We start from the raw sequence: 14,362 nt of genomic DNA, 5'->3' as shown, positions 1-14,362 counted from the left end.
CGGCGCCCNCCCCCCCCCCCCGGGCCGCCGGTGCTGCGGTGCCGGTTCCGTCACTCGAGAGGAACCCCTGTGCGAACCACCACCCGGCTGGCTGCCGCCGCCGCCGTCGCCCTGCTCGCCCTCGGCGGCTGTGCCACCGACGACGACGAGCCCACCGACGACGCCACGACCACCGAGGCGCCCGACGCCGAGGCCCCCGAGGGCGAGGCACCCGAGGGCGAGGCGCCGGAGATGCCCGAGCCGGACCTCGAGGGGCTGCCCGAGGTCATCGCCGATGTCAACGGCGTGGAGATCTCCCGCGACGAGTTCGTCACGACCTACGAGGGGCAGTTCCAGCAGCTCGTCATGCAGGCGCAGATGAGCGGTGAGGAGCTCGACCAGGACACGCTCAAGGCGGACACCGCCGACGTGCTGGTGGACACCCAGCTGCTCATCCAGGAGGCCGAGGCCCGTGACTTCGCCGCCTCGGACGAGGACGTCGACGCGACCCTCACCGAGCTGGCCGAGGCCAACGGGATGGCCACCGGCGACGAGTTCCTCGCGGCGCTGGAGGCCCAGGGGATGACTGCGGACACGGTGATGGCCCAGCTGACCGAGCAGGTGAAGATCGACCAGCTGTACACCGACGAGGGCGGCGACTACACCCCGAACGAGGATGAGGTTCGCGCGCTGTACGACGAGGCCATCGCCCAGCAGCCGCCGGCCGCGGAGGGCCAGGAGGCCCCCGAGCCGCCCGCCTTCGACGAGGTCCGGCCGCAGCTCGAGGAGCAGCTGACCCAGCAGCACCAGGGCGAGGTCATCGGCGAGCTGCTGACGCAGCTGCGTGAGTCGGCGGAGATCAACATCCACCTGTGACCAGTATCCACCTGTGACCGGCTGCGGTCGCGGCGGGCGGCACCGACGAGCTCGGTGCCGCCCGCCGCTGCCCGGCCGGCCGGCTACCGGGCGATGACGGCGTCGTACAGTGCGGCGGCCTCACCGGCGCGCCGCTCGTAGTAGGCCCGGCGCCCGGGGACGGGCTCNCCCCCCCCCCCCCCCCCCCCCCCCCCCCCCCCCGCTGCCCGGCCGGCCGGCTACCGGGCGATGACGGCGTCGTACAGTGCGGCGGCCTCACCGGCGCGCCGCTCGTAGTAGGCCCGGCGCCCGGGGACGGGCTCGCGGGTCTCGTCGCTCGTGGGCTCGGTGCGGGCGATGCCCGGCGCGACGGTCTCCAGCGCCAGCAGCGCGGTGCCGTGCAGCGTGGACCGCTTGATCGTCACCGGGACCACCGGCGCCGCGACGGCGTCGGCCAGCAGCTGGACGAGGTTCGGCAGGTCCTGGCTCACCCGGCCGCTGGCCCGCACCTGCCGGGGCGTCCCGGCCACCTTGGCCATCTCGGCGGTCACCCGCGCATAGGCCAGTGCCACGCCCTCGAGGGTGCCACGGGCCAGCGCCGCCGGGCCGGTGCCGGCCGACACCCCGGCGAACACCGCCCGGGCGTCGCTCGCCCACCCGGTGCTGCGCTCGCCGGTGAGGAACGGCAGCACCAGCGGGGTCCGCTCGTCGGGCTCCGCGTCGAGCACGGCGTCGAGGTCGACGTCGTCGAGCCGGAGGGTGTCGCGCAGCCAGCTGACGGTGCGGCCGACGTCGTTGAGCGCGCCACCGAGGAGGCTGTGCCCGGCGTCGACGCGATAGCACCACAGGCCGCTGGGCAGCTCGTCGAAGTCGGCCGGCACCCGTACTCTCACCGCGCCGCTGGTGGCGGCCGAGGCGACCATGGTGTGCTGGTCGACGGCGCCGGAACCGATGTTCGCGGCGTAGCCGTCGGCGACGGCGGCGAACCACGTCGCCCCGGCCAGCGCCCGCCAGCGCGACTCGGCACCGACCAGCGGCTGGTCGGGGTGATGGACGGCCGACAGCTGCTCCGGCCCGATCCCTGCCGCGTCGAGCATCGCCGGGTCCCAGGTCGCGCTGCGACGGTCGAGCAGCCCGGTCCAGGCGGCGGTCGACGTCCCGGCGCCTGTGGTGCCCACGAGGTGCAGGTGGAGGAACTCGCCCAGCGAGAGCCACCGGCGCACCGCGGCGAAGGTCGCCGGGTCGCTCTGCCGCAGCCAGCGCAGCCGGGCCGGCAGGTAGCTCGGGTGCAGCCGGGCGCCGGTGCGCTGGTGCACCGCGGCCTCGTCGAGCGACGCGCGCAGCTCTTCGGCCTGCGGCGCGCTCCGGGAGTCGGCGTAGGTGAAGCACGTCGTCAGCGGACGCCCGGCGTCGTCCACCCCGACGAGCGAGGACGCGAAGGTGTCCAGCCCCACGGCGGCGATCCGGCCCTCCACCCGGCGCTGGGCCAGCACGGTGAGGATCTCCTCGACCTCACCGAGCACCGCGAGCGGATCGATGGTGGCGGCGGCATCGGTGGTGGAGTCGAAGGCGTGCGGCACCTTGTGGCGCAGGCCCTGCACCGGGCGGCCGGCGGCGTCGTACACGCCACCACGGCTCGCGGTGGACCCGACGTCCAGCGCGAGGACCAACGGGTCCAGCGCTTCGTCGATCTCGACGGTGAAACGGCTCATCGCGCACCTCGCGGGTTCGGCTGCGCCCGATGGTATCCGTGCCGGCCCCACCGCGGCACGGTCAACGCTGGCCGAGGACGAACGGGTGCACCGCGCCGGCTCCCGCCTCTCGCAGCAGGCGGGCCGCCACAGCCAGCGTCCACCCGGAGTCGGTGAGGTCGTCGACGAGCAGGACGGTGCGGCCGGGCAGCCCGGCACGGGCAGCCTCGCCGAGCTCCAGCCGCAGCCGTTGGTGGATGGCGGCGAGCCGCATCGCCGAGTTGAGGTCGTGGCGGCCGGGCGCCAGCTGCGGGTCGGGCGTCACGGCACCGACGACCGGCACCCCCGCGAGGTGCGCGACGCCGCGCGCGAGGTGGTCGAGCAGCCGCGGCCGGGTGGCCGACGAGACGACGACGACGCCGTCGACCCCTGGCTCGCCGTCCGCCCGGCGCAGCCGGGGCAGCCAGTCCGCCAGCACCTGGGACACCGCGCCACGCAGCGCGGTGGGCAGCTCGCCGTCGTGGCCGCCGCGGGCCTCGGCGCCCGGCGGCCGGTCCGGCGCCGGCTCGAGCATCTCGCGCAGCGCGCCGGACCAGCCCAGGCCGTCGAGCCGGGCCACCCCGCGGCCCGGCTCCGCCTGCTCCTCGGCGGCGATCCGGCCGCGCAGCGGGACGCCGAGGTCGGCCATCCCGGTGGGCCACTGGCGTCGCGGCGCGACGTCGACGCCCGGCCGGGCGAGCGACTCGCGGACCTGCGCGACGCCGTCCGCGGCGACCGACGGGTCGAGCGTCAGGCCGCCGCAGAGGTCGCAGCGGCCGCAGCGCCAGCCCGGTTCCAGGTCCGGGTCGGAGAGCTGCTCGCGCAGGAAGGCCATCCGGCAGCCGCCGGCGGGCAGCGCGACGTAGTCGAGCATCGCCTGCTGCTCGCGCTCGCGGGTCTGCGCCACCCGGGCGTAGCGCTGCTCGTCGTAGCACCACGGCTGCCCGGTCGACTCCCAGCCGCCGGTCACCCGGCGGACGGCGCCGTCGACGTCGAGCACCTTGAGCATCGTCTCGAGCCGGGTGCGACGCAGGTCGACGGCGGTCTCGAGGCGGGCCGTGGAGAGCGTGACGCCGTCGAGCGCGGCGAGCGTCTCGCGCACGGTGGCCTCCGGCGGGAAGGCGAGGGAACCGAAGTACGCCCAGATGTCGCGGTCCTCCCGGCCCGGCAGCAGGACGACCTCGGCCCGGTCGACCCCACGGCCCGCGCGGCCCACCTGCTGGTAGTACGCGATCGGTGAGGCGGGCGCGCCGAGGTGGACGACGAAGGCGAGGTCGGGCTTGTCGAACCCCATGCCGAGCGCGGACGTCGCGACCAGCGCGGTGAGCCGGTTCTCGCGCAGCTCGGCCTCGAGCGCCTCGCGCCGGGCGGGCTCGGTGCGCCCGGTGTAGGACTCCACGGCGAGCCCCGCGGCCCGCAGCTGCTCGGTCACCTGCTCGGCCTGCGCGACGGTGAGCGTGTAGACGATGCCGGACCCGTCGTACGAGGCGAGGCGCTGCGCCAGCCAGGCGAGCCGGGCGGCCGGGTCCGGCAGGTCGACGACGCCCAGGTGCAGCGACTCGCGGTCGAGGGCGCCGCGCAGCACGAGGACGTCCTCGTCCGCGGTGCCCACGCCGAGCTGCTCGGCGACGTCGGTGCTCACCCGGTCGTTGGCGGTGGCGGTGGTCGCCAGCACCGGAACCCCCGCCGGCAGCTCCGTCAGCAGGGTGCGGATGCGGCGGTAGTCGGGCCGGAAGTCGTGGCCCCAGTCGGAGATGCAGTGCGCCTCGTCGACGACGACGAGCCCCGCCGACGCCGCCAGCCGGGGCAGCACGGTCTCGCGGAAGCCCGGGTTGTTCAGCCGCTCGGGGGAGCAGAGGAGCACGTCGACCTCGTCGCGGGCGATGGCCGCGTGGATCTCGTCCCACTCGGTGACGTTCGCCGAGTTGACGGTCACGGCGCGGATCCCGGCGCGGGTAGCGGCCTGGATCTGGTCGCGCATGAGCGCCAGCAGCGGGGAGATGATGACGGTGGGCCCGGCCGGCGGGCCCGCGGCGCCTGACCGCAGCAGCGCGGTGGCCACGAAGTACACCGCGGACTTGCCCCACCCGGTGCGCTGCACCACCAGCGCGCGGCGGCGCCCGACCACCAGCGCCTCGATGGCACGCCACTGGTCCGGGCGCAGCCGGGCGTCCTCACGGCCTACGAGCGCCTGAAGGGTCTGCTGGGCGCGTTCCTCGAGCACATCGGTCGCTGTCACCGCCCTACCGTGCCACGGCCGGCCGACATCGCGCCCACGGACGTTCGGCCCGCTGTGAGGTCCCTCACCCGTCCGTGGCCGGTGGGGCAGTGCCGGCCACCGCCACCGCACCGGGTGCCCGAGCGTGCTGCCGCGAGATGCCGCGGGTCCCCGCACCGCCGACCGGCGGCGGCGCGAGGGCCGGCACGACCAATGCTGCCCAATTTACGCAACGTCGCCGTGTCAGATATCGGACGAGGGCTTGTAGGTAAGCCTTACCTAAGCACTATGTTGGGTGAGACAGCCCGGTCAGGCGCCGCCGGGAGGACAGCTCGGCCCCGGTCGAGCACCGGTTCGACAGACAGAGGATCATCATGCAGATCACTTCCCCCCAGCGGTTGCGACGCGGCGCGTCGCTCACCGCCGCTGGTCTGGCCGCGGCCCTCACCCTCGCGGCGTGCGGCGCAGCCGCTGACGCCACCGACGACGACGCGGCCGAGGCGAGCACCACGACGATCGAGGTCGAGGACAACAACGGCACGCAGACCGTCGTGACGCCGCCGCGGTCCGTCGTCGCCACCGACAACCGGACCTTCGAGACGCTCGCCTCGTGGGACGTCGAGCTGAGCGCCGCAGCAGTGGCCCTCATGCCCGACACCATCTCCTACACGCAGGACGACTCGATCATCGACCTCGGCAACCACCGCGAGCCGGACCTCGAGGCCGTCGTCGCCGCCGAGCCGGACCTCATCCTCAACGGCCAGCGTTTCTCCGAGTACCACGACGACTTCCTCTCGCTCGCTCCCGACGCCGTCGTCCTCGCGCTCGACCCTCGCGACGGCGAGGCCTTCGACGCCGAGCTCAAGCGACAGACCACCATCCTGGGCGAGGTCTTCGGCAAGCAGGCCGAGGCCGAGCAGCTGAACGCCGACCTCGACGCCGCGATCGAGCGGGCGCGCGCCGCCTACGACCCGGCCGACACCGTGATGGCCGTCATCACCTCCGGCGGCGAGATCGGCTACTCCGCCCCCGGGAACGGACGCACCTTCGGCCCGGTCTTCGACATCCTCGGGCTGACCCCGGCGCTCGAGGTTCCCGAGGCCAGTGAGGGCGACCGGGGCGACGACATCTCGGTCGAGGCGATCGCCGACTCCGACCCGGACTGGATCCTGGTGATGGACCGTGACGCCGCCGTCGCCGCCGACGACGCGGAGTACTCGCCCGCTGCCGCCGTCCTCGAGGACTCCGAGGCGCTCACCGGCGTCACCGCGATCCAGCAGGACAACCTCGTCTACATGCCCGCGGACACCTACACCAACGAGGGCATCCAGACCTACACGGAGTTCTTCAACGCCGTGGCGGACGCTTTCGAGGCGTCCAACTGACCGTCAGCCGACCGCACGGCAGTGGTGGGTGCCGCTCCGAGGAGCAGCACCCACCACTGCCGTGCCACGACGACCGATGAACTGAGCGCCGCACCATGACGACCATCGCCCCCGCCCGCCCGCCGACCCGGTCCGCCGGCCGGCTCTTCGACTGGAAGCTCCTCATCGGGGTGCTCGTCGTCGGCGCGCTGCTCGTCGTGTCGCTGTTCACCGGCGTCTACGACATCTTCGGTGCCGACGACGGCGCCGAGATGTTCGCCATCACCCGCATCCCGCGGACCATCGCCCTCGTGCTCGCCGGTGCCGCGATGGCGATGTCCGGGCTGGTCATGCAGCTGCTCACGCAGAACCGCTTCGTCGAGCCGACCACCACGGGCACCACCGAGTGGGCCGGGCTCGGGCTGCTCACCGTGATGATCCTGTTCCCGACGGCGAGCATCGGCTCGCGGATGGTCGGCGCGATCGTCGCGGCGTTCGTCGGCACCATGCTCTTCTTCCTGTTCCTGCGCCGGGTGACGCTGCGGTCCTCGCTCATCGTGCCGATCGTGGGGATCATGCTCGGCGCCGTGGTCGGGTCGGTCTCCACCTTCGTCGCGCTGCAGACCGACATGCTGCAGAACCTCGGGATCTGGTTCGCCGGCAGCTTCACCTCGGCGCTGCGCGGCCAGTACGAGCCGCTGTGGATCGTCGCGCTCGTCGGCATCGTGGTGTTCGTCGTCGCCGACCGGCTCACCGTGGCCGGGCTCGGCGAGGAGATCGCCACCAACGTCGGCGTCAGCTACAACCGGATCATCCTGCTCGGCACCGGCCTCATCGCGGTGGCCACCGGGGTGGTGACGGTCGTCGTCGGGAACCTGCCGTTCCTCGGCCTCATCGTGCCGAACATCGTCTCGATGTTCCGCGGTGACGACCTGCGCAGCAACCTGCCGTGGGTGTGCCTCCTCGGCGTCGGCATCACCGCGGCCTGCGACCTCATCGGCCGCACGATCATCATGCCCTTCGAGGTGCCGGTGTCGCTCATCCTCGGCATCGTCGGCGCGGCCGTGTTCATCCTGCTCCTGCTGAAGCAGCGCCGCCGTGGCTAGCGCCGTCACCACCGCGCGGGCCACGCCCCGCCCGTCGAGCCCGGCCCGCCGGTCCGGCCCGCTGCCGACGGCTCGTGCGCGCCGCCGCTACTGGATCATCCTCGCCGGCCTCGTGCTGCTCGCGGTCACCTTCGCCGCCGGGCTCATCGCGTGGGACAACCCGATGCCCGTCGGCTCTGACGGCTTCTGGCGGATCGCGCAGCTGCGGGTCAAGAACGTCGTCGTCATGCTCATCGTCGCGTTCTGCCAGGCGATCGCCACGGTGAGCTTCCAGACGGTGACGAACAACCGCATCATCACCCCGTCGATCATGGGCTTCGAGTCGCTGTACATCGCCGTCCAGACGTCGGCGGTCTACTTCCTCGGTGCGGCCGGCCTCGTCTCGCTCACCGGCGTGCCGCAGTTCCTCACCCAGATCGGCATCATGGTGGGGCTGGCGGTCGCGCTGTACGGCTGGCTGCTCTCGGGCCGGCACGGCAACCTCCACGTGATGCTGCTCATCGGCATCATCATCGGCGGCGGGCTCGGCTCGGTCTCCACGTTCATGCAGCGGCTGCTCACCCCGAGCGAGTTCGACATCCTCACCGCCCGGCTGTTCGGCTCGGTGTCCAACGCCGATGCCGACTACCTGCCGGTCGCCATCCCGCTGTGCGTGGTGGCCGCCGGCCTGCTGTGGGCCAGGGCCCGGCGGCTCAACGTGCTCGCGCTGGGCCGTGACGCCACCACCAGCCTGGGCCTCAACCACCGCGCCGAGCTCGTCAAGGTGCTCGTGCTCGTCGCCGTCCTCATGGCGGTGTCGACCGCGCTCGTCGGCCCGATGACCTTCTTCGGCTTCCTCGTCGCCACCCTCGCCTACCAGTTCACCGACACCCACGACCACCGGTACGTGTTCCCGGTCGCCGTGCTCGTCGGGTTCGTCGTCCTGGCCGGGGCGTACTTCGTGATGAACAACCTGTTCTACGCGCAAGGCGTCGTCTCGATCATCATCGAGCTCGTCGGCGGCACCATCTTCCTCATCGTCATCCTGCGAAAGGGACGCCTGTGATCACGCTGCGCGACGTACGCAAGGACTACAGCAGCGAGGTGGTCATCGGCCCCGTCGACCTGCAGATCCCGGCCGGCGGCATCACCGCGCTCATCGGCCCCAACGGCGCCGGCAAGTCGACGCTGCTGACGATGATCGGGCGGCTCCTGGGCCTTGACGCCGGGACCGTCGAGATCGCCGGCTACGACATCACGACCACCGCCTCCAAGGACCTCGCCAAGATCGTCTCGGTGCTGCGCCAGGAGAACCACTTCATCACCCGGCTGACGGTGCGCCAGCTCGTCGCCTTCGGCCGGTTCCCGTACTCCAAGGGCCGGCTGACGAAGGTCGACGAGGAGATGATCAGCCAGGCGATCGACTTCCTCGAGCTGGCCGACCTCGAGGACCGCTACCTCGACCAGCTCTCCGGCGGGCAGCGCCAGCGCGCGTACGTCGCCATGGTGCTGTGCCAGGACACCGAGTTCGTGCTGCTCGACGAGCCGCTGAACAACCTCGACATGCGCCACTCGGTGCAGATGATGAAGCACCTGCACCGAGCGGCGACCGAGCTGGGCCGCACCATCCTCATCGTGCTGCACGACATCAACTTCGCCAGCCACTACGCCGACTACATCTGCGCGGTCAAGGACGGCAAGGTCGTCGAGTTCGGCACCTGCGCGCAGATCATGACCGAGCCGGTCCTCACCCGGGTCTTCGACACCCCGGTCCAGGTGATCGACGGCCCGAACGGCGCGCTGGCGGTCTACTACTAGGCCTCCTGCTGCTAGCCGAGCCCGATCGTGGCGGCCAGCTCGGCGCGGATCGTCTCGAGCCGAGCTGAGGCGGCGCGCCGGGCGGCGGGCACCTGCGCCCGGTCGGCGGCCGGCACGATCACCTCGAGGTAGCACTTGAGCTTCGGCTCGGTGCCGCTGGGACGGACGACGACGCGGTCCTCGGCGGCGGTGACGAACACCAGGCCGTCGGTCGGGGGCAGGTCCCCCTCGCCGAGGGACAGGTCCACGGTGTGCACCACGGGTGAGCCGGCCAGCGAGGCCGGCCCCCGCTCGCGCAGCCGCGCCATCACCGGCGCGATGACCGAGACGTCCGATACCCGCAGCGTCAGCGGAGCGGTGGCGTGCAGGCCATGGCGCGCCGCGATGGCGTCCAGCGCGTCGCCCAGCGTCCAGCCGCGGTCGGTCAGCTGGGAGGCGAGCAGCGCCACCCGCACCGCGGCGCTGATGCCGTCCTTGTCACGCACCGCGGCCGGGTCCACGCAGTAGCCCTGGGCCTCCTCGTAGCCGAACACCAGCCCCGGTACCCGGCTGATCCACTTGAAGCCGGTGAGGGTGGTGCGGTGCTGCAGCCCGTGGGAGGCAGCGATCTTGGCGAGCAGCCGGGAGGACACCACCGAGCTGGCGAGCACCCCGCCGCCGACCACCGCACCGGTGATCGCGGCCTGCTCGCCGAGCAGCGAGCCGACCTCGTCGCCGGTGAGCTGGCGCCAGCCGCCGGCGGCGTCGCGGTCGGGCACCGCCACCGAGCAACGGTCGGCGTCCGGGTCGTTGGCGATGATGAGGTCGGCCGACTCGTGCACGGCCAGGTGCAGCGCGAGGTCGAGCGCACCGGGCTCCTCGGGGTTGGGGAACGCCACCGTGGGGAAGTCAGGGTCCGGCTCGGCCTGCTGCGGCACGACGAGGACGTCGGAGAAGCCGGCCCGGGCCAGCGCGGCGACGGCGGTGGCGCCCCCGACCCCGTGCATCGGGGTGTAGACGATCCGCAGGTCGCGGGCATACCCGGTGGGCACCTGGGCGGCCACCCGGGCCAGGTAGCGCTCGGCGACCGCGCCGTCGAGCAGCTGCCAGCCCGAGCCGGGCCGGGGCACCTCGGTCGCGCCGGGGACCGTGGCGATCTGCGCGGCGATCGCCGCGTCGGCGGGTGCGACGAGCTGGGCACCCTGGCCGGCGTCGGTGACCACCCGGCCACCGAGGTAGACCTTGTAGCCGTTGTCCTCCCGCGGGTTGTGGCTGGCGGTGACCATGATGCCGGCGTCGGCGCCGAGGTCCCGGACCGCGAAGGCGAGCACCGGGGTCGGGCCCGCCTCGGGCAGCAGCAGCGCCTCGGCGCCCGCTCCGGTGAGGACTGCCGCGGCGTCCTCGGCGAAGGTCGCCGAGCCGTGCCGGGCGTCGTACCCGACGACGACGCGCGGCGCCTGCCCGTCGAGCTGCGCGGTGAGGTAGACGGCGAGGCCGGCCGTGGTGCGGATGACGACGGCGCGGTTCATCCGGTTGGGGCCCGCGCCCAGCGCCCCCCGCAGCCCGGCGGTGCCGAACTCCAGCGGGCCACGGAAGCGGTCGGTGAGCTCGGCAACGGCCTCGGTGGCCTCAGCCCCGGTGCCGCCGGCGACGGCCAGCAGCTCCGACAGCTCGGCGGCGGTCTGCGGGTCGGGGTCCTGCGCGATCCAGGTCCGGACGTCCTCGAAGTGCATGGTCTCGTGCCTTGCCTCTCTCCCGGTAGGCCGGGTCCCTCAGATACGACGGACGATGGTGCTGAGCAGCTGGGAGATGCGCGGGCCGGCGTCACGGCCCGCGGCGAGCACGTCCTCGTGGGCGAGCGGGACGGGGCTGATGCCGGCCGCCGGGTTGGTCACCAGCGACAGGCCGAGCACCTCCAGGCCGGCCTGGCGGGCGGCGATCGCCTCGAGCGCGGTTGACATCCCGACGAGGTCCGCGCCGAGCCGCTGCAGCATGCGGACCTCGGCGGGGGTCTCGTAGTGGGGGCCGGGCAGCTGGGCGTAGACGCCCTGCGGCAGCTCCGGGTCGACGCCGAGGGCGATGTCGCGCAGCCGCGGGGAGTAGAGGTCGGTGAGGTCGACGAAGGTGGCGCCCTCGAGCGGTGAGGCGGCGGTGAGGTTGAGGTGGTCGGCGATGAGCACGGGGGTGCCGGCGGGCCACTCCTGGCGCAGGCCGCCGCAGCCGTTGGTGAGCACGAGGCTGGTGACGCCGGCCGCCGCGGCGGTGCGGACGCCGTGCGCCACGGCCCGCACCCCGTGGCCCTCGTAGTAGTGGGTGCGGGCGCCGAGCACGAGCGCGTGACGGGTGGCGCCGTCGTCGGCGGTGATCCGGATCGAGCGGATCGTCCCGCCGTGGCCGGCGACCGCCGCCGCGTGGAAGCCGGGGACCGCCGTCGCCGGCAGCTCCGCGACGGTCTCGCCGAGGAGGTCGGCGGCCCCGCCCCAGCCGGAGCCGAGGACGAGCGCGACGTCGTGCCGCGCCACCCCGGTGAGCTCGGCGACCACCTCGGCGGCGTGCCGCGCCACCGTGAACGGGTCGTCGGGAGCGGGGGAGGACGGGGCGGAGGTCATGGTGCGACGGTATCGCGCGGCGCCAGAACAGGCAGCCACCACGGCGAACGGGGCACAATGCCTCACGTGAGTATCCTGCAGCCGTCACCGTCAGAGCCGCCCACCAGCGCCGGGCCGCCGGCGCGCCCCGCCCCCGTCGAGGGGACCCGCAGCCACGAGGTGGCCGGCAGGTCCCCGGTGCGCGAGGGGAGCCGGGTCGTCATCATCGGCGGCGGTCCCGGGGGCTACGAGGCGGCGCTCGTCGCCGCCCAGCTCGGCGCCCGGGTGTGCATCGTCGAGCGGCAGGGGATGGGCGGCGCCGCGGTGCTCACCGACGTCGTGCCCTCCAAGACGCTCATCGCCACCGCGGAGTGGGCGACCGTGGCCGAGTCCGCCGAGGAGCTCGGCATCCGGTCGCACGACGGCGGCGCGCACACCGTGGACATGGGGGTGGTCAACCGGCGGGTGCTCGACCTCGCCCGGCGCCAGTCGGAGGACATCCGGGCCCGCCTCGAGCGGGATGGCGTCACCCTCGTCGACGGCAGCGGCCGGCTCACCGGTGGCCTGCGCAGCGACGGCACCCGGCTCGTCGCCGTCGAGACGCCCGACGGGCCCGCCGAGCTCGTCGCCGACGTCGTGCTCCTCGCCCCCGGCGCCAGCCCGCGCGTGCTGCCCGACGCCCGGCCCGACGGCGAGCGGATCCTCACCTGGGTGCAGATGTACAACCTCGACGCGCCGCCGGAGCACCTCGTCGTCGTCGGTTCCGGGGTCACCGGCGCCGAGTTCGCCGGCGCCTACATCGGTCTGGGCGTGCCCGTCACCCTCGTCTCCAGCCGTGAGCAGGTGCTGCCGGGAGAGGACGAGGACGCTGCCGAGCTCATCGAGAACGTCTTCCGGCGCCGTGGCATGACCGTGCTGTCGCGCTCGCGCGCCGCCGCGGTGCGGCGCACCGAGGACGGGGTCGTCGTCGAGCTCACCGACGGCCGCACGGTGGCCGCCTCGCACTGCCTCGTCGCGGTCGGCGGCGTGCCGAACACCGACGACCTCGGGCTGGCGGAGGCCGGTGTCGCGGTCACCGGCAGCGGTCACATCCAGGTCGACCGGGTCTCGCGGACGACGGCGGTGCGGGTCTACGCCGCCGGCGACGCCACCGGTGTGCTGCCGCTGGCCTCGGTCGCCGCGATGCAGGGCCGGGTGGCGATGTGGCACGCGCTGGGCGACGCGGTCTCGCCGCTGGACACCGCGGCGGTCGCCGCGAACATCTTCACCTCCCCGGAGATCGCGACCATCGGGATGTCGGAGAAGGACATCGCCGAGGGCACCGTGGACGCCGCCGTCACCCGGATCCCGCTCGCCCGCAACCCGCGGGCGAAGATGCTCGGCATCCACGACGGGTTCGTCAAGGTCATCGCCGACCGGCACTCCGGGGCGGTGCTCGGCGGGGTGGTCGTCGCGCCCCGCGCCAGTGAGCTGATCTTCCCGCTCGCGGTCGCCGTGACGCAGCGGATCACCGCCGACCAGCTCGCCAACGTCTACACCATCTACCCTTCCCTCAGTGGCTCGATCGCCGAGGCGGCCCGCACGCTGCACTGAGCCGGCCGCGACCACCACGACCACGATCACGAGGAGAGGCATGAGCCGCAGCTATGACAACCGGAGCAACGGCCGGCGCGCCACTGTCCCCGACAGCCGGGACGACGACGTCTACCGCAAGGGCCCGGTGATCCTGCGCGGGGACCAGATCCCGGCGCAGACGACCGACGAGCGGCTGCTCGCCCACGGCCAGTCGGCCCACTGGCTGCACGAGGACCCCTGGCGCGTGATGCGCATCCAGAGCGAGTTCGTCGAGGGCTTCGGTGCGCTGGCCGAGCTCGGCCCCGCCGTCAGCGTCTTCGGCTCGGCCCGCAGCAAGCGCGACAGCCCCGAGTACGCGCTCGGTGAGGAGATCGCCCGCCGGCTCGTCGACGCGGACTACGCCGTCATCACCGGCGGCGGCCCGGGGGTCATGGAGGCCGCGAACAAGGGCGCCTCCGAGGCCGGCGGGGTGTCGGTGGGGCTGGGCATCGAGCTGCCCTTCGAGCAGGGCATGAACGAGTGGGTCGACCTCGGGGTCAACTTCCGCTACTTCTTCGCCCGCAAGACGATGTTCGTCAAGTACGCGCTGGGCTTCATCGTGCTGCCCGGCGGCTTCGGCACGATGGACGAGCTCTTCGAGGCGCTCACCCTCGTGCAGACCCAGAAGGTGCGCTCCTTCCCGATCGTCCTCGTCGGCACCGAGTACTGGGGCGGTCTCGTCGACTGGCTGCGCAGCACCATGGCGGAAGCCGGCATGATCGCCCCCGCCGACCTCGACCTCATGCCGGTGGTCGACACCGCCGCCGAGGCCGTCGCGCGGCTGCAGGACGGGCTGGCGACGATGCACGCGGAGGAGCGGGCGCAGACCGCCGTGGCCGAGGAGACCGCGACCTCCTGACCCGTAGCCACGACCCTGCAGGCCAGGTGCCCTAAGATGGGGGTGGTTAAGCCGCCGTCGCAGGCCTTGGGACAGCGGCGATCACACGAAGGGTAGGGATGGCAGATGGCCGCGATGAAGCCGAGGACTGGGGACGGCCCGATGGAGGTCACCAAGGAGGGACGCGGCATCGTCATGCGCGTGCCGCTCGAGGGCGGCGGGCGCCTGGTGGTCGAGCTGACACCGGGAGAGGCCGGCGAGCTCGGCGACGCACTCAACGCCGTCGTCTCCTGA

12 protein-coding genes are annotated in these 14,362 nt (G+C 73.3%); 8 read left to right on the top strand and 4 right to left on the bottom strand.

The window, feature by feature from the left end; translation table 11 throughout:
* Positions 1–69 precede the first annotated feature (69 nt).
* On the top strand, positions 70–855 hold the full coding sequence (locus V2J52_RS08210; protein WP_331227209.1) for a SurA N-terminal domain-containing protein: 786 nt from the start codon (positions 70–72) through the stop codon (positions 853–855).
* Between the two features lie 218 nt (positions 856–1,073).
* Here V2J52_RS08210 and V2J52_RS08205 read toward each other — a convergent pair whose 3' ends face one another.
* Both V2J52_RS08205 and V2J52_RS08200 read right to left on the bottom strand, forming a co-directional pair.
* Positions 1,074–2,546 carry a gluconokinase gene (locus V2J52_RS08205; RefSeq protein ID WP_331227208.1) on the bottom strand — a complete coding sequence of 491 codons (1,473 nt, stop codon included), beginning with the start codon at positions 2,544–2,546 and terminating at the stop codon, positions 1,074–1,076.
* 61 nt (positions 2,547–2,607) lie between these two features.
* On the bottom strand, positions 2,608–4,803 hold the full coding sequence (locus V2J52_RS08200; protein ID WP_331227207.1) for a RecQ family ATP-dependent DNA helicase: 2,196 nt from the start codon (positions 4,801–4,803) through the stop codon (positions 2,608–2,610).
* 353 nt (positions 4,804–5,156) lie between these two features.
* On the opposite strand from V2J52_RS08200, the gene V2J52_RS08195 reads away from it, so the two are divergent.
* From V2J52_RS08195 to V2J52_RS08180, 4 genes are all read left to right on the top strand, one after another.
* The gene (locus V2J52_RS08195) at positions 5,157–6,167 is read left to right on the top strand and encodes a siderophore ABC transporter substrate-binding protein (protein WP_331227206.1); all 1,011 of its coding nucleotides are present in this window, start codon (positions 5,157–5,159) and stop codon (positions 6,165–6,167) included.
* 95 nt (positions 6,168–6,262) lie between these two features.
* Positions 6,263–7,252, top strand: coding sequence for an ABC transporter permease (locus V2J52_RS08190; RefSeq protein ID WP_331227205.1), 990 nt, complete (start codon positions 6,263–6,265; stop codon positions 7,250–7,252).
* Positions 7,245–8,297, top strand: a complete 1,053-nt coding sequence (locus tag V2J52_RS08185) for an iron chelate uptake ABC transporter family permease subunit (protein ID WP_331227204.1) — start codon at positions 7,245–7,247, stop codon at positions 8,295–8,297. Before V2J52_RS08190 ends, V2J52_RS08185 begins: the two co-directional genes overlap by 8 nt.
* Positions 8,294–9,049: an iron ABC transporter ATP-binding protein gene (locus tag V2J52_RS08180; protein ID WP_331227203.1), complete on the top strand. Its 756-nt coding sequence runs from the start codon at positions 8,294–8,296 to the stop codon at positions 9,047–9,049. The genes V2J52_RS08185 and V2J52_RS08180 overlap by 4 nt, the downstream gene beginning before the upstream one ends.
* An 11-nt stretch (positions 9,050–9,060) precedes the next feature.
* Here V2J52_RS08180 and V2J52_RS08175 read toward each other — a convergent pair whose 3' ends face one another.
* The gene (locus V2J52_RS08175; RefSeq protein WP_331227202.1) at positions 9,061–10,761 is read right to left on the bottom strand and encodes a phospho-sugar mutase; all 1,701 of its coding nucleotides are present in this window, start codon (positions 10,759–10,761) and stop codon (positions 9,061–9,063) included.
* A 39-nt stretch (positions 10,762–10,800) separates the two neighbouring features.
* On the bottom strand, positions 10,801–11,637 hold the full coding sequence (locus tag V2J52_RS08170) for a purine-nucleoside phosphorylase (protein ID WP_331227201.1): 837 nt from the start codon (positions 11,635–11,637) through the stop codon (positions 10,801–10,803).
* Positions 11,638–11,796: 159 nt separating this feature from the next.
* On the opposite strand from V2J52_RS08170, the gene V2J52_RS08165 reads away from it, so the two are divergent.
* From V2J52_RS08165 to V2J52_RS08155, 3 genes are all read left to right on the top strand, one after another.
* The gene (locus V2J52_RS08165; protein WP_331227747.1) at positions 11,797–13,209 is read left to right on the top strand and encodes an NAD(P)H-quinone dehydrogenase; all 1,413 of its coding nucleotides are present in this window, start codon (positions 11,797–11,799) and stop codon (positions 13,207–13,209) included.
* Positions 13,210–13,249: 40 nt separating this feature from the next.
* Positions 13,250–14,089: an LOG family protein gene (locus tag V2J52_RS08160; protein ID WP_331227200.1), complete on the top strand. Its 840-nt coding sequence runs from the start codon at positions 13,250–13,252 to the stop codon at positions 14,087–14,089.
* A gap of 105 nt (positions 14,090–14,194) precedes the next feature.
* Positions 14,195–14,362, top strand: a complete 168-nt coding sequence (locus V2J52_RS08155) for a DUF3117 domain-containing protein (RefSeq protein ID WP_331227199.1) — start codon at positions 14,195–14,197, stop codon at positions 14,360–14,362.

This window comes from Georgenia sunbinii, from assembly GCF_036421875.1.
Lineage (GTDB): Bacteria > Actinomycetota > Actinomycetes > Actinomycetales > Actinomycetaceae > Georgenia_B > Georgenia_B sunbinii.
This window is presented reverse-complemented; position numbering and strand designations above follow the sequence as displayed.